Annotated in this window: 21 protein-coding genes, 3 pseudogenes and 1 riboswitch; of the genes and pseudogenes, 14 read left to right on the top strand and 10 right to left on the bottom strand. The window is 39.9% G+C overall.

What is annotated here, in order from left to right; genetic code table 11:
- Positions 1–197: 197 nt before the first annotated feature.
- Both QFZ73_RS07115 and QFZ73_RS07110 read right to left on the bottom strand, forming a co-directional pair.
- Entirely contained in the window at positions 198–392 is a 195-nt protein-coding gene (locus tag QFZ73_RS07115; RefSeq protein WP_251438182.1) for a hypothetical protein, read from the bottom strand.
- Between the two features lie 13 nt (positions 393–405).
- The gene (locus QFZ73_RS07110; protein WP_251438187.1) at positions 406–900 is read right to left on the bottom strand and encodes a tyrosine-type recombinase/integrase; all 495 of its coding nucleotides are present in this window, start codon (positions 898–900) and stop codon (positions 406–408) included.
- Between the two features lie 545 nt (positions 901–1,445).
- Between QFZ73_RS07110 and QFZ73_RS07105 the strand changes: the two genes are divergently transcribed.
- The 4 genes and pseudogenes from QFZ73_RS07105 (at position 1,446) to QFZ73_RS07090 (ending at position 5,232) form a co-directional block, all read left to right on the top strand.
- Entirely contained in the window at positions 1,446–1,772 is a 327-nt protein-coding gene (locus QFZ73_RS07105; protein WP_251438183.1) for a hypothetical protein, read from the top strand.
- Positions 1,773–2,210: 438 nt separating this feature from the next.
- On the top strand, positions 2,211–2,918 hold the full coding sequence (locus tag QFZ73_RS07100) for a sigma-70 family RNA polymerase sigma factor (protein WP_307264643.1): 708 nt from the start codon (positions 2,211–2,213) through the stop codon (positions 2,916–2,918).
- Positions 2,919–2,948: 30 nt separating this feature from the next.
- On the top strand, positions 2,949–3,533 hold the full coding sequence (clpP, locus tag QFZ73_RS07095) for an ATP-dependent Clp endopeptidase proteolytic subunit ClpP (protein ID WP_063235356.1): 585 nt from the start codon (positions 2,949–2,951) through the stop codon (positions 3,531–3,533).
- 343 nt (positions 3,534–3,876) lie between these two features.
- A pseudogene (locus tag QFZ73_RS07090) lies at positions 3,877–5,232 on the top strand (IS1182 family transposase).
- Between the two features lie 157 nt (positions 5,233–5,389).
- Here the strand turns inward: QFZ73_RS07090 and QFZ73_RS07085 are convergent.
- Positions 5,390–6,346: an alpha/beta hydrolase gene (locus QFZ73_RS07085; RefSeq protein WP_307264637.1), complete on the bottom strand. Its 957-nt coding sequence runs from the start codon at positions 6,344–6,346 to the stop codon at positions 5,390–5,392.
- A gap of 234 nt (positions 6,347–6,580) precedes the next feature.
- Here QFZ73_RS07085 and QFZ73_RS07080 point away from each other — a divergent pair, with 234 nt between their 5' ends.
- The gene (locus QFZ73_RS07080; RefSeq protein ID WP_307264634.1) at positions 6,581–7,168 is read left to right on the top strand and encodes a DUF6241 domain-containing protein; all 588 of its coding nucleotides are present in this window, start codon (positions 6,581–6,583) and stop codon (positions 7,166–7,168) included.
- 142 nt (positions 7,169–7,310) lie between these two features.
- Here QFZ73_RS07080 and QFZ73_RS07075 read toward each other — a convergent pair whose 3' ends face one another.
- Together QFZ73_RS07075 and QFZ73_RS07070 are read right to left on the bottom strand one after the other, a co-directional pair.
- Positions 7,311–8,204 (bottom strand): TauD/TfdA dioxygenase family protein, encoded by an 894-nt coding sequence (locus QFZ73_RS07075; protein ID WP_307264631.1) that lies wholly within the window; start codon positions 8,202–8,204, stop codon positions 7,311–7,313.
- A gap of 30 nt (positions 8,205–8,234) precedes the next feature.
- On the bottom strand, positions 8,235–9,224 hold the full coding sequence (locus QFZ73_RS07070; RefSeq protein WP_307264628.1) for an ABC transporter substrate-binding protein: 990 nt from the start codon (positions 9,222–9,224) through the stop codon (positions 8,235–8,237).
- 381 nt (positions 9,225–9,605) lie between these two features.
- Here QFZ73_RS07070 and QFZ73_RS07065 point away from each other — a divergent pair, with 381 nt between their 5' ends.
- Together QFZ73_RS07065 and QFZ73_RS07060 are read left to right on the top strand one after the other, a co-directional pair.
- Positions 9,606–10,376, top strand: a complete 771-nt coding sequence (locus tag QFZ73_RS07065) for an ABC transporter ATP-binding protein (RefSeq protein ID WP_373458998.1) — start codon at positions 9,606–9,608, stop codon at positions 10,374–10,376.
- A 23-nt stretch (positions 10,377–10,399) separates the two neighbouring features.
- A complete protein-coding gene (locus tag QFZ73_RS07060) occupies positions 10,400–11,233 on the top strand; it encodes an ABC transporter permease (protein WP_373458919.1) in 834 nt (277 codons plus the stop codon).
- Between the two features lie 61 nt (positions 11,234–11,294).
- Here the strand turns inward: QFZ73_RS07060 and QFZ73_RS07055 are convergent, their stop codons facing one another.
- Positions 11,295–12,521: an MFS domain-containing histidine kinase gene (locus QFZ73_RS07055; protein ID WP_307264621.1), complete on the bottom strand. Its 1,227-nt coding sequence runs from the start codon at positions 12,519–12,521 to the stop codon at positions 11,295–11,297.
- Between the two features lie 706 nt (positions 12,522–13,227).
- Between QFZ73_RS07055 and QFZ73_RS07050 the strand changes: the two genes are divergently transcribed.
- The gene (locus tag QFZ73_RS07050; protein ID WP_307264618.1) at positions 13,228–14,148 is read left to right on the top strand and encodes a glycerophosphodiester phosphodiesterase; all 921 of its coding nucleotides are present in this window, start codon (positions 13,228–13,230) and stop codon (positions 14,146–14,148) included.
- Positions 14,149–14,304: 156 nt separating this feature from the next.
- Positions 14,305–15,443: pseudogene (locus QFZ73_RS07045) on the top strand (zinc-dependent alcohol dehydrogenase).
- A 325-nt stretch (positions 15,444–15,768) separates the two neighbouring features.
- Here QFZ73_RS07045 and QFZ73_RS07040 read toward each other — a convergent pair.
- From QFZ73_RS07040 to QFZ73_RS07025, 4 genes and pseudogenes are all read right to left on the bottom strand, one after another.
- Positions 15,769–17,126: pseudogene (locus QFZ73_RS07040) on the bottom strand (IS1182 family transposase).
- 475 nt (positions 17,127–17,601) lie between these two features.
- Positions 17,602–18,516, bottom strand: a complete 915-nt coding sequence (locus QFZ73_RS07035; protein ID WP_307264615.1) for an ABC transporter substrate-binding protein — start codon at positions 18,514–18,516, stop codon at positions 17,602–17,604.
- Between the two features lie 21 nt (positions 18,517–18,537).
- Positions 18,538–19,542, bottom strand: a complete 1,005-nt coding sequence (locus QFZ73_RS07030; protein ID WP_373458918.1) for a FecCD family ABC transporter permease — start codon at positions 19,540–19,542, stop codon at positions 18,538–18,540.
- A 12-nt stretch (positions 19,543–19,554) separates the two neighbouring features.
- On the bottom strand, positions 19,555–20,532 hold the full coding sequence (locus QFZ73_RS07025) for a FecCD family ABC transporter permease (protein ID WP_373458997.1): 978 nt from the start codon (positions 20,530–20,532) through the stop codon (positions 19,555–19,557).
- Between the two features lie 418 nt (positions 20,533–20,950).
- Here QFZ73_RS07025 and QFZ73_RS07020 point away from each other — a divergent pair, with 418 nt between their 5' ends.
- The 5 genes from QFZ73_RS07020 (at position 20,951) to QFZ73_RS07000 (ending at position 25,435) form a co-directional block, all read left to right on the top strand.
- A complete protein-coding gene (locus tag QFZ73_RS07020; protein ID WP_251435330.1) occupies positions 20,951–21,403 on the top strand; it encodes a hypothetical protein in 453 nt (150 codons plus the stop codon).
- 234 nt (positions 21,404–21,637) lie between these two features.
- Positions 21,638–22,171: a histidine phosphatase family protein gene (locus QFZ73_RS07015; RefSeq protein ID WP_251435326.1), complete on the top strand. Its 534-nt coding sequence runs from the start codon at positions 21,638–21,640 to the stop codon at positions 22,169–22,171.
- A gap of 139 nt (positions 22,172–22,310) precedes the next feature.
- Positions 22,311–23,099, top strand: coding sequence for an HAD family hydrolase (locus QFZ73_RS07010; protein ID WP_307264605.1), 789 nt, complete (start codon positions 22,311–22,313; stop codon positions 23,097–23,099).
- Positions 23,100–23,214: 115 nt separating this feature from the next.
- Positions 23,215–23,329, top strand: a riboswitch (TPP riboswitch).
- 131 nt (positions 23,330–23,460) lie between these two features.
- Positions 23,461–25,242: a phosphomethylpyrimidine synthase ThiC gene (thiC, locus tag QFZ73_RS07005; protein WP_307272651.1), complete on the top strand. Its 1,782-nt coding sequence runs from the start codon at positions 23,461–23,463 to the stop codon at positions 25,240–25,242.
- A gap of 22 nt (positions 25,243–25,264) precedes the next feature.
- Positions 25,265–25,435 carry a hypothetical protein gene (locus tag QFZ73_RS07000; protein WP_307264602.1) on the top strand — a complete coding sequence of 57 codons (171 nt, stop codon included), beginning with the start codon at positions 25,265–25,267 and terminating at the stop codon, positions 25,433–25,435.
- Positions 25,436–25,475 lie beyond the last annotated feature (40 nt).

The following is a 25,475-nucleotide window of genomic DNA, read 5'->3' as shown; positions in this document are numbered from 1 at the left end:
TTAGGAGAGTCAGAGAAGAGAGAGAATGAAGCTTGGAATAGAGCTTTTTCGTTATGTTATGTGTGGTGTTACAGGAAGAGGAAAAGGCCTACCAGATGCAGTATTAAATGAGGTTCAGCCTAAAGTCTACAGAAACAAAGCATTTACTTTCACGGCAAAAAAAGACCTCTGCACATAAGGGCAAGGTCTTAAGCTGATTATAACAAGTTGGAGAAAAGAGATACTTTTTTATATAAAGCATTTACCTCTTTATTTCGATGTTCCCCGCTTTCATTTCTTAGCTGGCCTTCCATATCGGTCATTAAATCAGCTAATTTCAATGCCTTTTGTCTGTCGGAAATATTGCTGCGAATGATATATTCATATTTTGCATTGTATTCAGTCAGTGACATTTCTTCCGTCCTCCTATAGTACATAGTCATTTAAGCTGTCTTCTGTTCCTTCATCTGTAATCCCGATGTACTTTAGTGTAATTTCAGGGTGTGGATGGTTAAGGATCATTTGTAACTCTGCAATGTCCTTACTTCGTTTATAGTACAAGTACCCGAATGTTTTCCGCATGGTATGGGTACCGACGCTCTCGATGTCTACCATGTCAGCTGCTTTATTAAGCTGTCTGTAGGCTTGTATCTTGCTTATTGGCTTATCGCCCTTACGTGAAGGGAATAGCCATTCACCATCAATTGTATCTATATAGGCTGCCAATTCCTTGCATACAGTATTAAGCTGTATGATTCTTGGCTTCTTTGTTCTGCCTTCCTTGATGGTGACCTCCATCTTGCCTTTAATATCCTTTATCTTCAACGATAATAAATCAGATACACGCATGCCGGTATTGATGCCTAACAAGAACAATATGTAGTCCCTCTCACTGCAATGTCTTTTCAATGACCATTTCATATCATCTAACTTTTCCAATGATCTGATTGGTTGAACGTCAATTAAATGTTCTTTTGGCAAATGTGATCACCCTTTTTTCATGCCAGTGGAATCGGTATTTTGAATGTATACTTTTTTATTAATTTAAGAGTAACACTGAAAAAGGATGGAAGTCAATGTGTTGGGTACATTGATAGCATGGTATACGGGGGAGGTTAAGATATTGGGACGAATTGAGATGAAAAAAACGCGGTCTCCTCTTAAAGAAAGGCGCGTTTTTAGGTAAGTGGGCAAACTTCACTATTCATAGTACATTCCCTAGATTTAATGAATAAGGCATAGAGTTCTTCGATATCGTCATGATTGGTATTAAGGTTGGATTTTAAGTGTGGATAGCTATAAAAAATACTGAAACTTGATATATAATGAATCAATAGTAATATTTTTCTAAACTAGTGTTATTGATGGATATTTAATAGGTCAATCTAAAGGAAAAGGGTTAGGTTCATTCAGAAAGAATAGGTCTTTTATAATTATTATGCTTTATCAGGATTGGGGAAACCACCATGAAGAGAGTTTTAGCTAAATTGAAAAAGTTACTGCCTTTAATGTCAAGGTTGTTTACTATGGCAATTATGATTGCGGTTTTTTACTGTATGTTCATGTTCGCAGACCTGGAGAATGAAAAGACAGACAGCGAGCGTCATAACGAGCGATCCGTGAATTTTGAAGAGATGAGCGATCGAGAATCGGAAGAGAAGCCAGCAGGTTCTTTGGTAAACTATTGTAAAGACAGCGCTAATGAGAGTCGCTCCTCCAGTTGGTTTGGTATTGAAGAAAACGAAATGGAACCTAGCGAATACACGGTTGAATGCATTGAACACTTGGAATAGCAGCAGGGTTCCCATGGATCACCCGGAAATTTGAAATTCAGGTTTCACAACAAGGTATCCGGGACGTCAGGGTGTATCGAACAAGATTTGGAAAAGGTAAGGACACATTGCGTAAGCGGGAGGTCACATCCAAAGATTTGGTTGTGAACGGAGCGGAATGAACGGAGGATTTTAAGTGTCTTGGAAAATAAGGGCTTCACTGAAATGTTGGTGACGAACCGGTTCACAGCAGGGGAGGCCGGGGAAAGTCTATTTTTTGCATACAGAATATTGACATTAGCCTGTTTGGATCTTGACCAAACAGGTTTTTAGTATGAAAGGAAATCCAATGGAAAAAATGGAATAGAATATATAGAATTAAGGAAAATTTTTCACCCCCATATCTTTTTCTCTTTCTGAAACGTTTATAGGATAGAGGGTGTTGAAGGAGTGAGAAAAATGATAAATAAGTTAAGGGAACATATTTCTGAAGAAAATGATAACGGTGCGATTTTGCGTGAGGTCTATCCTGAATTGCTTCGGTTTTGCCGATTTCTGACTCAAAATAATTGGGATGGGGATGACTTGGCACAGGAAACGATATTGAAGGCAATGCAGGGTTATGGAAAGAAAACGGAGATAACAACGGCTTTATTGAAGACGATAGCCCGCCATTCCTGGATTGATACGATTAGAAAAAGAAAAAAAGAATCCTTAGACGATCTGTTGGATACCGAACAGCAGGGATCAATTGGGGAAAATGCCTTTGAAACGGTTGAATTTATAATAAAATCCCTTACCCCGAAACAAGCTGTAGTGTTCATATTAAAGGAAGGGTTCCTCTATCGGTCCAAAGAAATATCGGATTATTTGAACACTACGGAAACGGCAGTGAAGGCCATCTTGAACCGTGTGAAAAAGCGTTTTGACAATGACGTTGAAGAGCGTAAGTTGTCTTGCGTGGAAGATTGGCAAGATGAGGAGGAACAGCGGCTCATGTCCCTGATGACACAGGCTTTAAAAGCCCAAAATCCTGATATCCTCATTAGAAGCATCCCATCTTTCAAATCCCTGAACAGTGAATCGATGATTCCTAAACTGATGAATCGTTCGATTCTTTCCAAATCAAGCTTCACTCCTTCAAACACACTCTCAATGGCTGCATAGCCAATATTATTGTTAGGAGGAAGAAGAGATATGACCACCATACCATATGTAATTGAGCAATCAGGCAAGGGTGAGCGCTCGTACGATATTTATTCCAGACTTCTAAAAGACCGTATCATCATGATTGGGGAAGAAATCACCGATCATTTAGCCAATAGTGTCGTTGCCCAATTGTTATTCTTGGCAGCAGATGCACCTGATAAAGAAATTACCATCTTCATAAACAGTCCGGGGGGATCGACTAGTGCCGGTTTCGCCATTTATGATACGATGCAATATATTAAGCCCGATATCCGGACTGTATGTACGGGAATGGCTGCATCATTCGGTGCCATGCTTTTATTGGCGGGTACGAAAGGAAAAAGGTGCGCTTTGCCAAATAGTGAAATCATGCTTCATCAACCGCTTGGTGGGGCGAGGGGGCAAGCCACGGAAATTGAAATTTCTGCCCGAAGGATTTTGAAACTGAAGGATCATATCAATCAAATCATTTCGGAAAGGACTGGGCAGCCTATCGAAAAGGTGGCGAAAGACACAGATCGTGATTACTTCTTAAGCGCAAATGAGGCGAAGGATTACGGTTTAATCGATGAAATTATCATTAAAGGTAATTAATAAAAAGTCCTGGATAAAAATAAACTGGAAGAAAACGAAAAGAAACGGTCGATATGTAAATCGGCCGTTTCAGACTGTAGACAAACTCGATGAAAATCGAGTTTGTCTATTTTTATGGCTTGTACAATTTGGACGTTGATTTCCACTCCAGGCACTCGCTTTCCGCGGGCGGTCGGGAAGCCTCCTCGGCTTTCGCCTGCGGGGTCTCCCCTAGACGCGCTTTTCCCGCAGGAATCTCGTACCTTCCGTTCCAATCAACTTTGTCTTACCTTTTAGATAGAACACTTTTGCCTGGAGTCATTTTTGTTTTAAAATAGAAGTATTAAAACTTGAGGTGATGAGGATGCTTTCTAAACATGATTCTATTCAGCGAGATCAACTTGAAATGATTACTTTAGATCAACTGGTGCCACCGAACCATTTGGTTCGTAAAATGGAGGCTGCCATTGACTTCACTTTCATTTATGACTTGGTGAAAGATATGTATTCAGAGGTAGGACGCCCAAGTATTGATCCAGTTATTTTAGTTAAACTGACTTTCATTCAATATACCTTCGGTATTCGTTCCATGCGTAAAACGATTGAAGAAGTTGAAACCAATATGGCTTACCGTTGGTTCTTAGGCTATGGTTTCCATGATAAAGTACCTCATTTCTCTACGTTCGGGAAAAATTATGAGCGACGCTTTAAAGATACAGACCTGTTTGAACAGATTTTCTATCGCATTTTAAACAGCTGCTAATAAAAAGTTAATAAGTGCTGAACACGTTTTCGTGGATTCCACACATGTGAAAGCCAGTGCGAATAAACGGAAATTTGAAAAGAAATCGTTCGTAAAGAAACACGAGCGTATCAAGGACGTCTTCAAGAAGAAATCAATCAAGATCGTGAAAACCATGGAAAAAAGCCTTTTCCACCAGATAAATTTGATAAAGAAGAGACCAAAGAGATTAAAGAAAGTACAACGGATTCTGAGAGTGGCTACTATGTGAAAGATGAACGAACAAAACAGTTTGCCTATTCATTCCACGCGGCCGCAGACCGCAACGGTTTTGTATTGGGAACGATTGTAACACCTGGAAATACACATGACAGTCAGATCTTAGAGCCACTAGTTGAACAAGTGATTGAGAAAGTTGGAAAACCGGAAGCCGTTGCCGCAGATGCAGCTTATAAAACACCAGCGATTACAAGCTACCTATTTAACAAAGAAATCATACCGGCTTTACCTTATACACGTCCTCGCACCAAAGAAGGATTTTTCCGCAAACAGGACTATGTATACGATGAACATTTTGATTGTTACCTTTGCCCTTCGGGCGAAACTTTAAAGTACTCAACAACAAATAAAGAGGGCTATCGCGAGTACAAATCGCCAAAACAAATTTGTACAACATGCTCATTTTTATCTCGGTGTACAGAAAGCAAAGACTGTCAAAAAGTGGTGACACGGCATATCTGGCAAACACATGTGGAAGAAGCAGATCATCTGCGTCATCATCAAGATGTAAAACCTATATATGCAAAACGTAAAGAAACGATTGAGCGTGTATTCGCAGATGCAAAAGAAAAGCATGGTATGCGTTGGACTACTTTAAGGGGACTTAAAAAATTGTCGATGCAGGCGATGCTTACTTTCGCTGCCATTAATTTAAAGAAGATGGCCAATTGGACATGGCGAGGTCCAAAAATGGCCTAACATAGTGGGCTCGTAGAGCCCCAATCTCTTAACTTTAGGCGAAAATTCAAAGGGAATTTCAAAAGGGGTTCAGAATTTTTTAATTCTGAACCCCTTTTGTCTACAAACTGAAACGGTCGATATGTAAATCGGCCGTTTCTTCTTTTACCCTCTTACATTACTCCATATATTTATCCACAAAATCCCATACCTTGTTCCAATACTTTTCAGGATCCACTAATTCAGCTTCACCATGCCCGGCACCCGGTATTATCAATTTTTCTTTGTCTACGTTCGCTGCATTGTATACGGCATCCAGCATGGAATAAGGGACGAATGAATCATCTTCCCCATGGATGAATAACATGGGTGTTTTACTTTTGAGTACTTGTTTGACAGCTGATGCTTCAGTTAAATCGTAGCCTGCGCGCAGCTTTGTCACCGTGTTGGCTGCTTTCATTACTGGAAATCTTGGCAATCCGAACAAATCATCAAGTTGATAGGTGAATACGTCCATTACCGAGGAATATCCGCAATCCTCTACGATCACTTTAACATTGGAAGGCAGCTTTTCCCCGGAGGTCATCATGACGGTCGCCCCTCCCATGGATATCCCGAATAATGCAATGTTTGCCTGGGAGTCTTTATCGGTAATTTGCTTGATCCATAAAAGCATATCTTTCCGGTCATCCCAGCCCATTCCAATGTAATCTCCTTCGCTTTTTCCATGTCCGCGAAGATCAGGTGCCAGCACATTGTATCCATTTCCATGAAAATTGCGTACCCACCGAATCATTTGTGTGTTATTGCCGGTATAACCATGAACGATAATAGCCCATTTATGGTCATTGTTATTATTTTCATAAAGTTTAGCACTAAGTTTTAGTTGATCTGTAGAAACAATGCTCATCTCATCCGGTTGATGCTCTTTGGCAAATTCCGAATCTGCCAATTTACTGGATTCAGCCACTTCACCTGAAACGGCTTCAGACTGGGCAAGATGGGGGTTATCGCTTAAAAAGTTTTTTTCCTTATTCGGATTTAAGGCGATATTGTAAAAATGGTTCCCGGTAAAGCCATACATAACGACTAGAATTACAATAATGCATATTGCAGCAATACTGAATTTCTTCATTCAAGACTCCCTCCAAAAAACTAAACCATCATTTTTAAATAATACAATATTTAGTAGTGCTTGTGAAAAAATAGAATGATGCTAGGGTGATTATTAATATCTGAAACTACTGAAATTATCTTTGAGTAGGGCAGAGACAAGAATTTTAGGTGTCTGCTTTACTGGATAGTCCATCCATTTAATATGTTAAAATAAATATTATCTAACATTATCAAAACCTTGGAGGAAGTTTTTATGAAGAAAACGCAAAAGGTTTTACTCATTAGTGGAATCTCATTTGTTTCATTATCCGGCTTGGGGATTTCTTCCTTTAAAATCATGGAAAACTCCAATGAGTACGAAAAAGCCAAACTGGAAATCGAAGCCAGGGAAACCAAGGAACAAATTGAAAGAGAAAGAGAGGATATAAAAATCAAAGCCCAAAGGGAAGAGAAAGCTAAAGCGGCGGAACTTGAAGCGAAAACGGCGATATATGATGGGATAGAATTTGAAACAGGACTTGATGAAGACTCAACCGAAACGGAAGTCATGGATGTCATGCATAAAATGACTCATCAAAAGGTTCGATCGCAAGATAAATGGGGAGCTATACCGATGTCCCCTAAAATTATAGAAGAAGTTTATAAAATAGTGGATTCAAGTGATTTTCAGCATAGAGATAGATTGCTCGGCATTGCTGCCCGGTGGCGAGACTTTAATTTCAGCACAATCGTTCAGGACCATAACTTCTTTTGGGAAGACAAAGAAGGCACAGTTGGAAAAGCCCATGGCACATTAAGTGCGGCAGAAGAGATTGAATACATTGAAGTGAATTTTAAATGAGGCGATTTGCAGGGAAGTACTTAAATGCTAAAGAGCGATTTGGAAGACCTGTTCAATAAAGAAAACACTCAAACCTCCTGCAATAAGGCCAGTTTCTCAGGAGGTTCGAGTGTTTTCGAACCTTACACTCTATAAAGGAGTTTTATTTTTTAATAATTAGTCTGCTGGAGTCGTTCTTCTTGTTTACGGGAACATCTTTTCCTACTGTGACCCGGCGAACGACGCGGTGCTGGTCCCCGTAATCGGCAATAGCGTAATGCTGAGTGGCCAGGTTATCCCAAATGACCACGTCCCCTTCACTCCATTGCCAACGCACGGTATTTTCTAAGCGCGTGACGTATGAATCGAAGATACTTAATAATCTTTCAGATTCACTTGTTGTATATCCTTCCACTCTTCCTGCAAAGCCACCTAATAACAAATGCCTTTTTCCTGTTTCTGAGTGCACGTGAACGACTGGGTGCCTTGTTTTATAAATGGTCGATTCGAATACATCACGATATTTCTTTTTAACCTCATCATCGATGTTTTCAGCTGGTTTGAATTGAGCATAATCATATTCATTTGTATGGATCGCCCATAGTCCGTCCGCTAATTCCTTCAATCCATCCGGCAGGTCCTCATATGCTTCATTCGTATTTGCCCAAACTGTATCGCCGCCGACATTAGGGATGGTTACCCCTCTTAAAACAGAGTATTTTGGAACTTCTGGAACGAAAGTGACATCGGTATGCCAATGGTTTGCTTTAGCACCCCTTTCGGAATCAAGTTCGAAAATATAGTTAGTATTGTCTTTGACCGGTACTGTAGGATGTGCATAAGGCTCACCCAATAGCTTGGCAAATGCTTCTTGGCCTGCATCGTCCAAATGATTCTGACCTTTGAAGAATACGACTTTATGATCGTTTAACGCTTGTTTGATTTCACTGAAAATAGCTAAATCCAAGTCTCCGCTTAATTGGACTCCTTGAATTTCCGCTCCAATCCTTCCTGCTACGGGTACCACTTTTATTTGTTGTGTTTTAGTTTCCGTCATAATCAATCTCCTCCTGTAAGGTATGTCTTTTTATTTTTTAAAGGCTTCATCAATGTATTCATTGTGGATCTGGTTTTTAAAATTAAATGATTTCTTGATATAACCCACATCAGCTAAAGTATCGATAGATTCTTGTTGTGCTTCGATGGCATCTTCGGTAAAGAAGATATTTGGTTCTTCGGCTGTTATTATTGTCTTGACTGTCCCCACAGGCAATTTAGTTTCTTTGGAATAAATTTCAGATGCTTCATCTGGATTTTCAATTTGCCAGTCGGCAGCTTGTTTATAAACCTTTAAATAGGCCTGGACAATTTCAGGATGTTCTTTTGCAAATCCCTTACGTGCAATGATTGCACCTGGAGCTAATATTTTTCCTTTTACTTTAAGTGCGACAGCATTCCCTTTTTCAATATTATTAAGGTAATAAGGGTTCCATATCGCCCAGGCGTCCAATTGTTTGGTTTCAAAGGCGGCTTGAGCATCATCTGGTTGTAAATTTATGAGTTTAATATCATCAGTCGTTAAACCATGTGCTTTCAATGCCTTGATTAAATACACATGACCCGTTGTCCCCGAAGCAACACCGACCGTTTTTCCCTTTAAGTCTTCAATCTGCTTTATGTTACCTTCTGCTTGAGCCAGGATCCGGACAGATGACTCACCTCGACCTGTTTGTGCAATCACTTCGAATGGCAGATTCTTATCAATGCCGGCAATCAGTGCACCATCCCCTAAAAAAGACAGGTCAACCCGATTGGAAGCAAGAGACTCCAATAGTGGGGGACCACTCGGGAATTCACTCCACTCGATTTGGGCATCCAGTTTAGAAAACTCTTCGTTGAACAATCCCTTTTCCTTTGCAATGACCAATGGCCCCATCTTGCCATTTAAGGCAATATGAACTTTCAGTGGATCACTTTTCCCGGAAGCTTTGCCGGCATCGGAATTACAGCCTGCCAATACAGCGATGCAACTGATGGCAAGTAGTACTGCGGTTAACTTGTTACGATATTCCTTCATGAATTCCCTCCTTTTTTAATACACTTACCACATCTGGATGGTCAGATTAATGACAAAAAAGGAGATTCAACGAAGAGTTTGCCGGGGTTACTCTTCATTGAATCTCCGGTAGTCCAGTTGATTCAAATGCCTATATTTAATTGGCTCCTGTGTGAAGCGGATTTGTGTATGAATGCATCTTAACAGCTGTTAGAATTATCTGTCAATTATTTTTTACCATTAATCCGATAAAATAAATTGGTATTAGGTGTTGATTATAAATAATCGATAAGTTAATATAAAATGAAATATTGAATCGACTAGTTAACTAGAGATTCAGCAAAGGGACAATATGTGCCTTATTGCTGGATCTCTATTTTTTTTATTTGAGAAAGGGTGAGGATATTGGTTGCGACATTAGAAATTAATCATGTAAGCAAAACATTTAAGAATGAGAATGAAAGTGTCCATGTTTTGGATAATTTAAATCTGACCGTCAACAATGGTGAGTTCGTCACCATCATTGGTCCGAGCGGCTGCGGGAAAAGCACGTTATTAAAGTTGATCGCAGGACTTGATTCAGACTTTGAAGGCGCGATCATAGCAGGGGATCATCCGGTTAGCGCCCCTTCTAAAGACCGTGGTTTCATTTTTCAGGAGCACCGCTTATTTCCATGGCTGAACGTGGAGAGGAATATTGCAGGTAACTTACAATTAAAGAAACCGGACATTCGAAAAAGGGTGGATGATTTGATTTCACTTGTTAAACTAAAAGGTTTTGAAAAGGCTTATCCACGCCAATTATCCGGTGGAATGTCGCAGCGTGTTGCCATTGCCAGGGCCTTATTGCGTAATCCTGAAGTTTTATTGCTGGATGAGCCATTCGGTGCATTGGATGCATTCACGCGAACGCATCTTCAAGAGGCTTTACTAGAAATATGGGAGAGGAATAAGACAACGATGGTGCTTGTCACCCATGATATTGATGAATCCATCTTTTTATCGAGGAAAGTGGTCGTCATGGATGCAAAGCCTGGGCGGATTAAAGCGATCGTTCCAATTGATTTACCATATCCAAGAACTCGAACAAGCAAAGCGTTTCAGGAATTCAGGTCCGTCATATTAACCCAACTTGATCATCATCCAGTAGAAGTGGAAGATTGGAGCATTTAATTAAATTTTTGAAAAAAGGAAGGATGAAAATTATGTCTACACAGACCGTTGCTCAAAACAAGCCGCTAGTAATAAGGGAAACGACAAAGCAATCCAAACTTGCCAAATCGGCATTGCGGGGTTCGGTCCTTCCCGTTGTCGTGTTGATTGCATGGCAAACATTAGGATCGGTTGGCATCCTGCCTGCCCAATTATTCTCATCACCATTATTGATCGTCACGACTTTCATTGATCTCGTTCAGTCGGGGGAAATGGGCATGCATTTACATATCAGTTTAACGCGGGCTCTTCTTGGCTTTGCATTAGGTGGTTTTTTAGGCTTATTGTTAGGAGTCATCGTTGGCATGCAAAAAAAATCCGAAGAATATCTAAACCCAAGCATTCAAATGTTACGAACGGTCCCTTTGCTTGCGATTACCCCTTTATTCATCATGTGGTTCGGGTTTGGTGAACTATCTAAAGTGCTGCTTATTGCTTTAGGTGCTTTTTTCCCTTTATATTTACAAACTTTTTTGGGCCTTCGGAATGTGGATAAAAAACTATACGATGTTGCCTTAATCTTGGAGTTTAGCCGTCGGGAACAAATAACGAAGCTCATGATTCCGGCAGCTTTACCAAACATATTACTTGGTATCCGTTTAGCCTTAAGTGCGGCTTGGATGTGCCTGGTCGTCGCTGAATTGCTGGGTGCGGATAGAGGGGTAGGCTTCATGATCCAGGATGCCCGTTCATTCATGCAAACGGACGTCGTATTCGTAGGCATCATCATTTTTGCCCTGGCTGGCAAAATCTCAGACTCGTTTGTCCGCTTTTTAGAAAATCATTTGCTGAAATGGCAAGATAGTTTTAAAGCCTAATTGAAAAAGGATGACCGCCTGGTGAAGGGTGGTCATCCTCTTTCTTATTTCGAATGTAAGTTTAATCTATTTCTTTATATAAGGGCAAATAAATGGTGAACGATGTTCCTTTGTTCACTTCGCTCTGTACCACGATTTTCCCTTTGTATTTTTGAACGATGGAATAACAAACGGTCAGGCCGATACCGGTTCCCCTATCTTTAAGTGAATAAAATGGGGTACCTAGTATTTCAAGCTGTTCTTTTGAGAGGCCTATTCCTGTATCCGTTATTCGTATTTTTGCCATGGTGCGTTCCTGCTCTGTTTCCACCTTGATGAATCCGGGTTTGTTCATCGACTCAATTCCATTTTTCATGATATTGACCAGTATCTGTTTAAGCTCGATGGGATTCATGTTAATGAACAGGTCGTCACGGAAATCCAGGAGAAAGCCGATGTTGCGATTATTGGCGAAACTGGTTAATAGATCGGAAATCTTTTGAATTTCATAATTTAAAGGAATGACCTGTACATTATCCGTTTGCGGTTTTGCCAAAGACAAATAGTCATTGATGATCACTTGTGTATATTCAAGTTCTGTAAGCATGGTCTGTACATAAAATTTTTCCGTTTCATTCAGTTCCTTCTCTTGGTCTAATAACTGGGCAAATCCTTTCACGACTGTAATCGGATTACGTATCTCGTGTGCAATGGTGGCAGCGAGCTGTCCGACTGAGTTCAATTGCTTGGCCTGCTGTATTTCCTTATGAAATGCATTAGTGGATTCCACCCTATTATTGGTTCCTATGAATACGAATACCAATATGATTTGTATAGCGATGAAATTAAGCGTGTTGCCGAAACTATCCAAAGCGACATAGTCATAAGTGTATTGAAGATCCGTTTTTGAAATGATCAAAATGGAGGCGGGACCCAATATGATATTTAAAGTGGCGACAATATAAAACCCGATTTTATCAAAGAGAAAAATGGGTATCAAGGGCGCTATAGCAAATAATGCCAGCATGATGGCGGTATCTGGGAAAATCCAGAATTTGCTATATGAATAAACAGTAATTAAGAAAATGAATAGGGTTTTATAAAAATTGACTTCTGTTTTTAAGAAAAATAACAGAGAAATTATCATCCCCGATATTAAAATGACCTGTAATATCATCTCGGAGGGATTATCTTTCCAACTTATAGGTGATACAGAAATCCCAACTAATAGTAAAAAGGATATCATTGCCATGAATGCTTTTAGTATAAATCGGTGTTTGTTTTGATAATATTGATAATTTTTTAACATAATTCCCCTTAATATTAATATTCTGTTTGTTTGTTTAATAGTAATATGATACTAGTTTTTTGTAAATCAGAAAAAGATAGATTTTGTCATCCCTCTATCTATATTTTAGAAAGGGCATTTCTCCAGGCAAGGTTCAGGTGGAAATTAGTACCGGAAGGGGTTCAGTATAGGAAAACACTTGTCCAGGACCCGTCGTAAGCCAACATTGGCACATCTGATCTAATATCTGGAATTTATCGGCTCTAAGTTTGATTTATTATGGATATGGAAGACTTAACGTATTAATGAAACGGTTAAAGACATATTTAACAGCGAAGTAAGGAGTAAAGTAATGAGGAGAATTTTGAAATATTTAGTTATATTCATTTGGGTGACTGTTTTTTTCTGCTTTTTCAATATGTTCATGCCAAGAAACTTACTATATTTTCTTATTGGTTTACCAGTATCCATGTTTGGCACATTTTTCATTACGATTTTTTTAGAAAAAGAGACTTTTAGTGGGTTCGTTTCTAATCATTAACCAAATAATTAAGCTGTCATTCACCTTTTGGGTTGGGTATAACAAACTAAAAAAATGCCCTGCGGGTAATCCGCTTGTTAGGTTATTTTACCCATTTTAACTAATATATTATATCTTTACATTATATTCGCTATAGATTCACATTCCCCTTTTAAAATAATAGTAATAATAGGAGGAGAGAGGGGAATGAAAACGAATATAATGAAATTCGGTTTATGTATGATGAGTGCGGCATTTTTATTGCAGGCTACTTCCATGGGGGCTTCAGCAGCAAAAGGAAATCATTCCAATTCATCTATTTATGAGAAGAAAATCGTGAATATCGCACATCGGGGAGCTTCTGGTTATGCACCTGAACATACCATTCCCGCTTATCAATTGGGAGAACAAATGAAAGGCGACTACATAGAAATCGATCTTCAAATGACCAAGGATGGAAGATTGATAGCAATGCATGATGAAAAGGTGAATCGTACAACGAATGGTACCGGTCTGGTGAAGGATTTAACGCTGGCAGAAATCAAGAAACTGGATGCCGGTACATGGTTCAATGAAAAATATCCGCAATTGGCAAAAGAGGTCTATGAAGGGTTAACGGTTCCCACTCTTGAAGAAGTCTTTAAGAAGTTCGGCAAGCAGGTCAATTATTATATCGAAACAAAGTCCCCTGATGTGTATCCAGGAATGGAAGAAGAACTCCTGCAGGTTCTGGAAGAATATAAAATGGTGGATTCAAAAGGCAGTACCAAGAATGTATTAATACAATCGTTCAGTAAAGAAAGCCTGATGAAGGTTCATGACATGAATCCAAAGTTACCGCTTGTGCAACTTTTTTCTTATAAGAACCAAGCAACCATTTCGGATGAAGAATTGGATTCCATTAAGGAATATGCAATTGGCGTTGGCCCGAACTTCAGTAAGGTAGACGGACAATATGTGAAGATGGTTCGTGACCATGACCTCCAATTCCATCCATATACGGTAAATGAAAGAGCCGATATGAAAAAGGCTCTTGAATGGGGTGCAACGGGGCTGTTTACGAATTATCCGGAAGTATTCAATGAGGTACTAAGAGAGTACAAGCACCATAATAATGGCAATAAATAAAGTACTAAATAAATGGTTTCATAGGTGAGTCCCGGTTTTCCGGGGCTTTTTTGTAATGAAGGATATCTAATTATTGAAAAAATTGGATATTAATAGGCTTAGTAGTCTTTTGGACGGGTATATTAAATGTAATAAGAATATTTTAGGAGGCTGATTATGAAGGCTGTAACGTTTCAAGGAGCAAAAGATATACAGGTAAAACAAGTTGAAGATCCGAAACTCCAGCAAAAGGATGATATCATCGTCCGGGTGACTTCAACGGCTATATGCGGGTCCAATCTCCATATATATCAGGTGCTATGCCGACGCATAAAGATTATGTCATTGGCCATGAACCGATGGGAATCGTTGAAGAAGTGGGTCCGGAAGTGACGAAGGTGAAAAAAGGGGACAGGGTTGTCCTGCCTTTCAACATTTCTTGTGGACACTGTTATTATTGTGAACATGATATGGAGAAGTCAATGTGATAATTCCAACCCCAATGAAGCGGTGGATACAGGCGGAAATTTTTGTTTTACTGAACGATATGGGAACTATCCCAGCGGGCAGGCAGAATATTTGAGGTCCCATATGGAAACTTCATGCCGTTTGTCATCCCAGAGTCATGTGAACTTGAAGATGAGGCACTATTGTTCATGTCCGATTTGCTTCCTACCGGATATTGGAGTGTAGAGAACGCTGGCATCAAGAAAGATGATACGGTAGCGGTATTGGGCTGTGAGCCGATTGGTTTGATGGCTCAGAAGTTCGCTTGGATGAAAGGAGCAAAAAGGGTCATTGCCATCGACAATCTTCCTTATAGACTCAAAAGGGCAAAACAGATGAATAAGGTTGAGGCGTATAACTTCGATGAATATAACGATATGGGCAGCTGCATTAAGGAAATCACTTCAGGCGGGGCGGATGTGGTCATGGATTGTGTGGGAATGGATGGCAAGAAATCAACGATCGAGGTGATTGAGCAAAAGTTGAAACTTCAGGGTGGAACGTTAAGTGCTATCGAGATTGCACTTAATGCCGTACGTAAATTCGGCACGATTCAACTGACTGGCGTATACGGATCCAAATATAATATGTTCCCATTAGGCAATTTATTTGAGAGGAACATTAACCTGAAAATGGGGCAAGCACCGGTCATTCACTACATGCCCAAGCTTTTTGATAAAATCACGGCAGGAGAGTTCGACCCCACGGAAATCATATCCCATAAAGTCCCTCTTGAAAAAGCGAGTGAAGCTTATCAAATCTTTAACGATCACCAAGATGAATGTATTAAAGTGGTGTTAAAGCCATAATGTGATTGCGTGAAAGGATATTTACAATAAGGCAGTTCACATTTGAAATAAAAAATATTCACAGTTAGCTGTCTTGTTTTTTCTTTTTCTTAGCTCTTCCCCCAATAACCGTCAAAAATGATAACTAAAATATGATTACACTTACATTTGTTAAATGAATGATTAAAATTAATATACCTATAAACAGCAAAAAAGCTCTTAACTAATAAGAGCCTCAGTTTGTAGACAAAAGGGGTTCGGAATTAAAAAATTCTGAACCCCTTTTGAAATTCCCTTTGAATTTTCGCCTAAAGTTAAGAGATTGGGGCTCTACGAGCCCACTATGTTAGGCCATTTTTGGACCTCGCCATGTCCAATTGGCCATCTTCTTTAAATTAATGGCAGCGAAAGTAAGCATCGCCTGCATCGACAATTTTTTAAGTCCCCTTAAAGTAGTCCAACGCATACCATGCTTTTCTTTTGCATCTGCGAATACACGCTCAATCGTTTCTTTACGTTTTGCATATATAGGTTTTACATCTTGATGATGACGCAGATGATCTGCTTCTTCCACATGTGTTTGCCAGATATGCCGTGTCACCACTTTTTGACAGTCTTTGCTTTCTGTACACCGAGATAAAAATGAGCATGTTGTACAAATTTGTTTTGGCGATTTGTACTCGCGATAGCCCTCTTTATTTGTTGTTGAGTACTTTAAAGTTTCGCCCGAAGGGCAAAGGTAACAATCAAAATGTTCATCGTATACATAGTCCTGTTTGCGGAAAAATCCTTCTTTGGTGCGAGGACGTGTATAAGGTAAAGCCGGTATGATTTCTTTGTTAAATAGGTAGCTTGTAATCGCTGGTGTTTTATAAGCTGCATCTGCGGCAACGGCTTCCGGTTTTCCAACTTTCTCAATCACTTGTTCAACTAGTGGCTCTAAGATCTGACTGTCATGTGTATTTCCAGGTGTTACAATCGTTCCCAATACAAAACCGTTGCGGTCTGCGGCCGCGTGGAATGAATAGGCAAACTGTTTTGTTCGTTCATCTTTCACATAGTAGCCACTCTCAGAATCCGTTGTACTTTCTTTAATCTCTTTGGTCTCTTCTTTATCAAATTTATCTGGTGGAAAAGGCTTTTTTCCATGGTTTTCACGATCTTGATTGATTTCTTCTTGAAGACGTCCTTGATACGCTCGTGTTTCTTTACGAACGATTTTCTTTTCAAATTTCCGTTTATTCGCACTGGCTTTCACATGTGTGGAATCCACGAAAACGTGTTCAGCACTTATTAACTTTTTATTAGCAGCTGTCATTAAAATGCGATAGAAAATCTGTTCAAATAGGTCTGTATCTTTAAAGCGTCGCTCATAATTTTTCCCGAACGTAGAGAAATGAGGTACTTTATCATGGGAACCATAGCCTAAGAACCAACGGTAAGCCATATTGGTTTCAACTTCTTCAATCGTTTTACGCATGGAACGAATACCGAAGGTATATTGAATGAAAGTCAGTTTAACTAAAATAACTGGATCAATACTTGGGCGTCCTACCTCTGAATACATATCTTTCACCAAGTCGTAAATGAAAGTGAAGTCAATGGCAGCCTCCATTTTACGAACCAAATGGTTCGGTGGCACCAGTTATCTAAAGTAATCATTTCAAGTTGATCTCGCTGAATAGAATCATGTTTAGAAAGCATCCTCATCACCTCAAGTTTTAATACTTCTATTTTAAACCAAAAATGACTCCAGGCAAAAGTGTTCTATCTAAAAGGTAAGACAAAGTTGATTGGAACGGAAGGTACGAGACTCCTGCGGGAAAAGCGCGTCTAGGGGAGACCCCGCAGGCGAAAGCCGAGGAGGCTCCCCGACCGCCCGCGGAAAGCGAGTGCCTGGAGTGGAAATCAACGTCCAAATTGTACAAGCCATAAAAATAGACAAACTCGATTTTCATCGAGTTTGTCTACAGTCTGAAGCTCTTAACTAATAAGAGCCTTTTTGCATGCTTAATTACTCTATGGCCTATTCGATCGGGTAACGCTGATTCTTCCTTCTTTGGATCTATTGAGGACGGGCTAAGATAATTCCAAAGGTGTTAACCTTAATAATAAATTTTATGTAACTCAAATGCTTAAAAGATCCTATAAAATAAACCAACAATAATAACTCTATCTATTATTTTGAAAAGATTTCTTTTGCATTGTCCATGGCCATTTTATTTCCAAGTGCTGAATAGTCAAGCCATGGCTGGTCCGGAACTACGTAAACATGTTTTCCTTTAACTGCTTTCAAGCCTTTCCAAATGGGGGTATCTTCTAACTGCTTAAAAGCTGTCTGAGACTCATCGTCACCGTTGACAATGACAAATATAGCATCTGCATCGAAATCTGGAAGAACTTCTTGAGATATGACTTCGTAAGGTAGATTCTCATCAATGTCTTCAACACCATTGGCAGGTTTAAAACCTAAATCCTGAAATAAGATGGGGCCCATTGGTCGTTTTGTACTAAATACTCGTAACTCCTTTGCCGTAACACGTATTGCCATTACTTTACTGCCTTCACCAAGTTTATTTTCAATTAAATTTTTCACTTCTTTTGTTTGTTTTTCATAATCTGAAATGAATTTTTCTGCTTGCTGTTGACGATCGACAAGTTTACCTACGGACTTTAAATGATCTCTCCATGTTCCTTCATCAAGATTAAATACTTGAGTCGGTGCAATTTTTTCATATTTTGATACATCTTGTCCTGAGAATTCCTTATCAAGATAAATCACGGAGGGGCTTAGTTCAATCAACGCTTCCATATCTGGATCTTTCACAGGTCCAAGCTTTTGCGTATCTTTTAATTGATCCTTCACATGAGGGAGAAAATCTTTTAATTCTCCACCAATAACAGAACCAACTGGAGTTATACCTAATGCAAGCAAATCATTTGTTAGGTGGATGGAAAGTGAAGCGATTCTAGGTTCTTCACTCTCAGGTTTATTTTTTGGTGCTGATTTACTATCATTTGAAGAAGTTTGTCCGCAAGCCGACAAAATAAGAATTAACATAATGCTAAATAAAATAGTAAGTTTCTTGTTCATTTTTTTCTCCTTATTGAAAAGTTATTTTGTTTTTGTGAGCAAATAAAGAAAATAGGGAGCTCCTATAGCAGCGACTACTATACCAGCTGGAATAGCATTTGGCTGAAATATGGATCGACCAATGGTATCCGCAAGCACCAAAATAATGAGCCCTATAAGTCCTGCAACTGGAAGGAAATGTTGGTACATTGGGCCAACAAGACGACGGGCAAGATGAGGGGCGACTAGACCAATAAATCCAATACCGCCGGCCATCGCTACACTCGCACAAGACAAGCCAACAGCAGTTACCAGCATCAGCAAACGTTGTTTTTGAACGGAAGCACCAAGTCCAGCCGCTACGTCATCACCAAGTGATAAGGCATTTAATGTGTTGGATTGGAAGTAAGCATAAGGTGCTAAAATAAGGATCCAAGGAAAAAGGGCAATAACATGAATCCAATCTCTTCCCCATACATTTCCAACTAACCATCTTGAAGCAAATGAGTAGGTTTCTTCATCAAGACGAAGAGACAGAAAAAGTGTAATAGCACTAAAACCAGCAGAAATCGCAATTCCAATGAGAATAAGTCGAATGGGCAGTATGCCTTTGTAACGATCATAGGCAAGTAAAACAATAAGAAAAGCAGTTAAGATTCCGCCTAAAAAGGTAAATAACGGTATAAGAATTGATGCTTTTTCATCTAATGAATGAAAATATGTAACAAAGATAATGAGACCAAAGGAGGCACCTGCATGTAAACCTAAAATTCCTGGATCTGCCAAAGGGTTACGTGATAATCCTTGTAAGATTGCACCGGAAATTCCTAATCCAACTCCCGCCAACATGGTAATCAAGATTCGCGGCATACGGTAATCGAACAGCACAGTGGAACTTTTAAAATCACCGTAGCCAAAAAGCGTTTGGATTACTTTTAAAGGTGAAATCCGTAATGTACCTGTATTCAAGCTTATTAATACTGCAACTATACTAATTAAAATAAATACCATAGTAACTGTATATGCCCTCTTGTTGTCTGCATTCATAAGGTATTTCACCTATAGGTCCCTCCCTACTTTACGAGCGATATAGAGAAAAAAAGGAACACCGACAAGGGCTACCATTATACCTATTGCCAGTTCTCTAGGCGGGTTCAACGTTCGAGCTCCCAGATCAGCCAGTATTAACAGTATCGAACCCAATAATGCTGACATTGGAATGATGAGCTGATAATATCCTCCAACCAATTTTCGTGAAATATGTGGGATTACGAGTCCAACAAAACCTATTGAACCAGCGGCCGAAACAGAAACACCTGCCAGAATAACGGCTATTATCATTCCGAGTATTCTGATACGATTCGTATTCACACCAAGATTGGTGGAAATATCATTGCCCAATGAAATGAGTGACACAGATCGCCCTAACGATATTGCCCAAATAATAGCGATAAGAATAATAGGAACCAACACTTTCAAATGACTCCACTTTATCCCTGCAACACCTCCGGCATACCAGAATGCTAAATCCTGACTCAAATCATAATAAATAGCCACTCCTGAGCTTAGTGAATGCAAGAGCGCTGCTATCACGGCACCTGAGATTGTTAGCCTTATAGGTGTTAATCCTCCCGGGACGGATGAGCCAATTATAAAAATGCATAATGTACTCAATACAGCTCCAATAAATGAAAAAATCATCAAAAGAGAATATGGAATGTTTGGAAAGAAAGCAAAACTAAGAGCTACCACAAACATGGAGCCTGCGTTAATTCCAAGTATCCCTGCATCAGCTAAGGGATTGTGGGTTACTCCTTGCATTAATGCACCTGCAACTGCAAAAGCTGCTCCGACCAATGCTGCTCCAATAACCCGTGGAAGCCGTAGTTCGTGGATAATCTGTTGCTGAGTCAATGCAGGATTATAATTAAAAACCGCTGACCACACCGTATTGAAGGTAACCTCTTTTGCCCCAAATGTTACAGCCAAAAACAGGGACACAACCAATCCAAAAATCACCAGGATGAATAAACACATTAGCAGAAAAACATTTGAACGATTTTTACGTTCCTTTAGAGAGAGAGTATGGAACATTTGTTAGGTCATCCTTTACTTTTCAATGAATGAAATTGATAATCATTATCACGATGAGTATAACTTTACTCTTTGTTGAAATCAAACTATTTTTCAATATATTAAAATATTGAATGATTGATATGTGTTTCCATAGCGCTTCTAAAGGCAGTAGAATCGTGGAAGAATTGTAGATTTGGAGAATATCATTAGTACAAAAATAAGCGGATGAAACATTCAAAATCTATTAATATGATCAAGGGAAAAAAATGAATTGATGTTCAAAAAAGACATGTTGCAAAGTGATCAGGAATAAGGGTTTTTGATAATGAAATGAAGTATTTATATTATATAATGATAGTGACAAAAGGAGGATGTACAGATGGTATATAATTCGGCAGCAGAACTTTGTGAAGGGTTTGGGTTTCCGCCCGTTCACGTTAAAGTGACGATAGAGATCGTCGATAAGAGATTGGGACCTGTAAAGGCGGAAGCGGAGATTGCCATCAAGCCTGTTAAGTCAAAGGAATATCTAGAAGTATTGGTGGAAGAATTGGAGTCGGAGCATATCTTTGCTGATGAAAATGGCAGTATCTATGGCAGCTTCGGCATCGATCAAAGCATCCAGATATATGATGAAGTCCTGACTACCATTCCGTTCGAAGAGTTAATAGGAAATGAAAATTGGAAAGGGACAGTTGAGGAAACCATCACGGTGGATAAGCTAAAGGAACAACTGGGGAAATCCCTCAATGATTATCAATTCAGTGATTTGAGCGGGAAATATAAATTCAGGAAAAGATGTACGATAACAGAACTTCAATTCATAGATTAAACCATGACTGGAGAAGGCGAAATGCTTTCTCTTTTTTCGATGCCATCATAATCAAAGCCTAACAGTGACACAAACCGTAAGATTTTTTAAACATACACAATGTCAAGGAGAGCTCAGTATGGTTTTTACTGGTTTCAACTGGCATTTATTATATAGTTTTACATAGGGTAATATATTGATAAGGCCTTTACAAGAAAAAGAAACGAATATTTCAAAAGATAAAAAGGAGAATATATGAAAATTGGTTTGGTACGGCATTTTAAGGTGACACATGAATTTCCTACTGGGAGATTTGTGACGGCGGATGATATGAAGCAATGGTTTGAGGACTATGATGCAGCGGATATTATTTATGGAACGACTTTATTTGGCGTGGAGGAATGGCAGGAATGTTATTGCAGTCCTATGTCGAGGGCTGTCAAGACAGCGGAACATATCTATCCAGGTACGGTTCATCGGATGGAGGAGCTGCGGGAAATACCTTCTCCCCCTCTTAAAGGAAGGGTAAAACTGCCGTTCATCCTTTGGGCCATCTGGATTCGCAGCTGCTCGGTGTTCAACAAGCAGACAAGGGCGGAAATCAAGATTGCAGAGCGAAGGATCAATAAAGTATTGGATGAAGTCTTTGCAAAGGGGGAAAGGGATGTCCTGATCGTAAGTCATGCCGCCCTCATGGTATATATCAGGAAGGAGCTGATCCGACGGGGGTTCACAGGTCCGAAATTCAAGATTGCCAGTAATGGAAAGCTTTATGTATTTGAAAAATGATGAGGGGGGAATATAGGGTTTCCCACCAGAAAGAGTAAGACATTTTCCGAATAGTTATTCTTTTTTTATCGGTTGTGGTTTATTATTGTAATAGCGTAATTTTTACGAATTCAATAATGGGGAAAGAGGGGTGGACAATTTGCTGAAAGCAGTTTTTTTTGATTTAGATGATACATTACTATGGGATCAGAAAAGTGTAAAAGAGGCTTTTGTGGCCACATGCGAAGTGGCTAAGGAGAAATATGATCTGAATGTCGAAGAGTTTGAAGAAGCGGTGCGAAAGGAAGCGCGCGAGCTTTATTCCTCTTATGATACATATGCATTCACTCAAATGATCGGAATCAACCCATTTGAGGGACTATGGGGGAATTTTCAGGATGATCATGATGAATTCCGGAAGATGGCCGGGATTGCACCGGCTTATCGGAAAGAAGCGTGGACGAGAGGTTTAAAGGCATTAGGGGTCGATGACCCGGAATTTGGGCTTGAACTGGCAGAACGTTTTCCTGCCGAGAGACGCAAAAAGCCATTTATCTATGAAGAATCATTCCGTGTTCTGGATGAATTAAAAGGGAAGTACAAATTGCTATTGCTTACGAACGGATCTCCTGAACTGCAAAATACCAAACTTGAAATTACTCCTGAACTGGTTCCTTATTTCGACCAAATCGTGATTTCAGGCGCATTTGGACGAGGTAAACCAGATGCCTCCATTTTTGAGCATGCTTTGGAAATCATGGAGCTTGATAAGGATGAAGTATTGATGGTCGGCGATAATTTAATGACCGACATCCTTGGAGCATCACGTGTAGGCATAAAGTCGGTCTGGATAAATCGCCATGATAAGGAACGGAATGAAGTGCTTCCAACCTATGAAATCAAGCATTTAGAGGAGCTTTTCCCCATCCTTGAGAGCCTGGGGAGTTAATTGGAGATACTCTCCAAATAACAAATTTTGGAGAGTTGTAAACGGAATATTAGGTCTTTAAAAGTATTTACAGAATGAAAAGGGTGATATATAGTTACCCTGTAATCAATTAAATTATTCAGACTAGGGGTGTCCAATAAAAGTTGGGCTGAGAGGGAAGCGCTAAAGCTTCTTAACCCTCAGGACCTGATCTGGTTCATACCAGCGTGGGGAAGTTAGAATCTACTAAATAATGACATTTCATTTGGTCATTTTTGTAGTCATACTAACGTCAGCCGGGTCTTAAATATGAGATCTGGCTTTTTCGTGCGAAATGGATTGGATTTTGTCCTTTTTAAATAACTTAAAAAGGAGAAATGAAATCATGAGTAATTCAGTAAATGACATGAACGTTTCAATTATGTCCAGTTTTGCCGGGAGTAAAAAAGTGTATGTTGAGGGATCTAGACCTGATATTAAAGTACCTATGCGTGAAATTAAGCTAAGTCCGACTACAGGGGCATTCGGGGAAGAGGATAATCCGCCTTTACGGGTATATGACACAAGCGGTTTTTATACGGATTCAGAATATCCCATTGATATTCATAAAGGTCTTGCCCCGATTAGACGCAGTTGGGTTCTGGAACGGGAAGATGTTGAAGAGTATGAAGGCCGTGAAATAAAGCCCGAAGATAACGGGTATAAAAAAGTGGAAACACAATCCAACGCCGAAGTTTTTCCGGGATTGAAAAGAAAACCATTGCGTGCAGTGAAAGGGCAAAACGTAACCCAGCTCCATTATGCCCGTAAAGGTATCATCACTCCGGAAATGGAGTTCATTTCGATCAGGGAAAATGTGTCCCCTGAGTTCGTTAGAGAAGAGGTAGCTAGCGGGCGTGCGATCATTCCGGCAAATATTAACCATCCTGAAAGTGAGCCCATGATCATCGGACGTAATTTTCATGTGAAAATAAATGCAAATATTGGAAATTCGGCTGTTAGTTCATCGATCGAAGCTGAAGTGGAGAAAATGACTTGGGCTACACGATGGGGTGCAGACAATATAATGGATCTTTCCACCGGAAAGAATATTCACACGACCCGGGAATGGATTATAAGGAATTCACCTGTGCCAGTTGGGACGGTTCCGATATATCAAGCATTGGAAAAAGTGAATGGAGTCGCGGAAGATTTAAATTGGGAAGTTTTCCGGGATACATTAATCGAGCAGGCTGAGCAAGGTGTCGATTACTTCACCATACACGCTGGTGTGCTTTTGCGATACATCCCCATGACAGCAAAGCGAGTTACGGGAATTGTTTCCCGGGGGGGCTCCATCATGGCACAATGGTGCTTGGCCCACCACCAAGAAAGTTTTCTCTACACTCACTTTGAAGAGATTTGTGAAATCATGAAGGCGTATGATGTCTCTTTCTCATTAGGTGACGGCCTCCGTCCTGGATCCATTGCAGATGCAAACGATGAGGCACAATTTGCTGAATTGGAAACACTAGGGGAACTGACGAAGATAGCTTGGAAGCACGATGTTCAAGTCATGGTGGAGGGACCCGGTCACGTACCGATGCATTTGATTAAAGAAAATATGGATAAGCAGCTGGAAGTCTGTCAAGAAGCTCCATTCTATACCTTGGGACCATTGACAACGGATATAGCTCCTGGATACGATCATATCACTTCTGCGATTGGTGCTGCCATGATTGGATGGTTTGGAACTGCCATGCTTTGTTATGTGACACCGAAAGAGCATTTGGGACTTCCGAATAAAGAGGATGTTAGAGTAGGGGTCATTACTTATAAAATTGCGGCCCACGCAGCTGACCTTGCTAAAGGCCATCCGCAAGCAAGAAAACGGGATGATGCACTTTCGAAGGCTAGATTCGAATTTCGTTGGAGAGATCAATTCAATCTTTCCCTCGATCCTGAAAGGGCGGTCGAATATCACGATGAAACACTTCCGGCTGAAGGTGCCAAAACAGCCCATTTCTGTTCAATGTGCGGACCAAAATTCTGCAGTATGAGAATCTCTCAGGACATCCGTGATTTGGCGAAGGAAAAGGGTCTGGGTTTTGAGTCGGTGATCGATGAAGGGCTTAAAGAAAAAGCGAATGAATTTAGGAAAACGGACGGGGAAATCTATCAATAATTCCGACGAGAGGGAGAATTCGATGAATCGGGTAATCCAGATAAAAGTTGAAATGAAACAGTTGGAGACTCAATTGGAACAGCTGAAAAGGGAGCTGAACATTTTTCGGGAGAATTGTAATCATGAATTTGTAAAAAATGATTATAGTCAACAATGCACAAAGTGCTACTTAATCGAAAGTCTGCATTGGTAATGATTCCTTAATCGTCCTTTCATTATCGGAATTAATCCCT

This window comes from Peribacillus sp. V2I11 (genome assembly GCF_030817135.1).
Classification (GTDB): Bacteria; Bacillota; Bacilli; order Bacillales; family DSM-1321; genus Peribacillus; species Peribacillus simplex.
This window is presented reverse-complemented; position numbering and strand designations above follow the sequence as displayed.

Excerpts from the sequence above, each read along its gene's own strand:
- QFZ73_RS07070 (WP_307264628.1), bottom strand. The coding sequence starts at position 9,224 with ATGAAGGAATATCGTAACAAGTTAACCGCAGTACTACTTGCCATCAGT.
- QFZ73_RS07085 (WP_307264637.1), bottom strand. The coding sequence starts at position 6,346 with ATGAAGAAATTCAGTATTGCTGCAATATGCATTATTGTAATTCTAGTC.
- QFZ73_RS07115 (WP_251438182.1), bottom strand. The coding sequence starts at position 392 with ATGTCACTGACTGAATACAATGCAAAATATGAATATATCATTCGCAGC.
- QFZ73_RS07075 (WP_307264631.1), bottom strand. The coding sequence starts at position 8,204 with ATGACGGAAACTAAAACACAACAAATAAAAGTGGTACCCGTAGCAGGA.
- QFZ73_RS07050 (WP_307264618.1), top strand. The coding sequence starts at position 13,228 with ATGAAAACGAATATAATGAAATTCGGTTTATGTATGATGAGTGCGGCA.
- QFZ73_RS07055 (WP_307264621.1), bottom strand. The coding sequence starts at position 12,521 with ATGTTAAAAAATTATCAATATTATCAAAACAAACACCGATTTATACTA.
- QFZ73_RS07030 (WP_373458918.1), bottom strand. The coding sequence starts at position 19,542 with ATGAATGCAGACAACAAGAGGGCATATACAGTTACTATGGTATTTATT.
- QFZ73_RS07015 (WP_251435326.1), top strand. The coding sequence starts at position 21,638 with ATGAAAATTGGTTTGGTACGGCATTTTAAGGTGACACATGAATTTCCT.
- clpP (WP_063235356.1), top strand. The coding sequence starts at position 2,949 with ATGACCACCATACCATATGTAATTGAGCAATCAGGCAAGGGTGAGCGC.
- QFZ73_RS07025 (WP_373458997.1), bottom strand. The coding sequence starts at position 20,532 with ATGTGTTTATTCATCCTGGTGATTTTTGGATTGGTTGTGTCCCTGTTT.
- QFZ73_RS07035 (WP_307264615.1), bottom strand. The coding sequence starts at position 18,516 with ATGAACAAGAAACTTACTATTTTATTTAGCATTATGTTAATTCTTATT.
- QFZ73_RS07110 (WP_251438187.1), bottom strand. The coding sequence starts at position 900 with ATGAAATGGTCATTGAAAAGACATTGCAGTGAGAGGGACTACATATTG.
- QFZ73_RS07100 (WP_307264643.1), top strand. The coding sequence starts at position 2,211 with ATGATAAATAAGTTAAGGGAACATATTTCTGAAGAAAATGATAACGGT.
- QFZ73_RS07020 (WP_251435330.1), top strand. The coding sequence starts at position 20,951 with ATGGTATATAATTCGGCAGCAGAACTTTGTGAAGGGTTTGGGTTTCCG.
- QFZ73_RS07000 (WP_307264602.1), top strand. The coding sequence starts at position 25,265 with ATGAATCGGGTAATCCAGATAAAAGTTGAAATGAAACAGTTGGAGACT.
- QFZ73_RS07105 (WP_251438183.1), top strand. The coding sequence starts at position 1,446 with ATGAAGAGAGTTTTAGCTAAATTGAAAAAGTTACTGCCTTTAATGTCA.
- QFZ73_RS07080 (WP_307264634.1), top strand. The coding sequence starts at position 6,581 with ATGAAGAAAACGCAAAAGGTTTTACTCATTAGTGGAATCTCATTTGTT.
- QFZ73_RS07060 (WP_373458919.1), top strand. The coding sequence starts at position 10,400 with ATGAAAATTATGTCTACACAGACCGTTGCTCAAAACAAGCCGCTAGTA.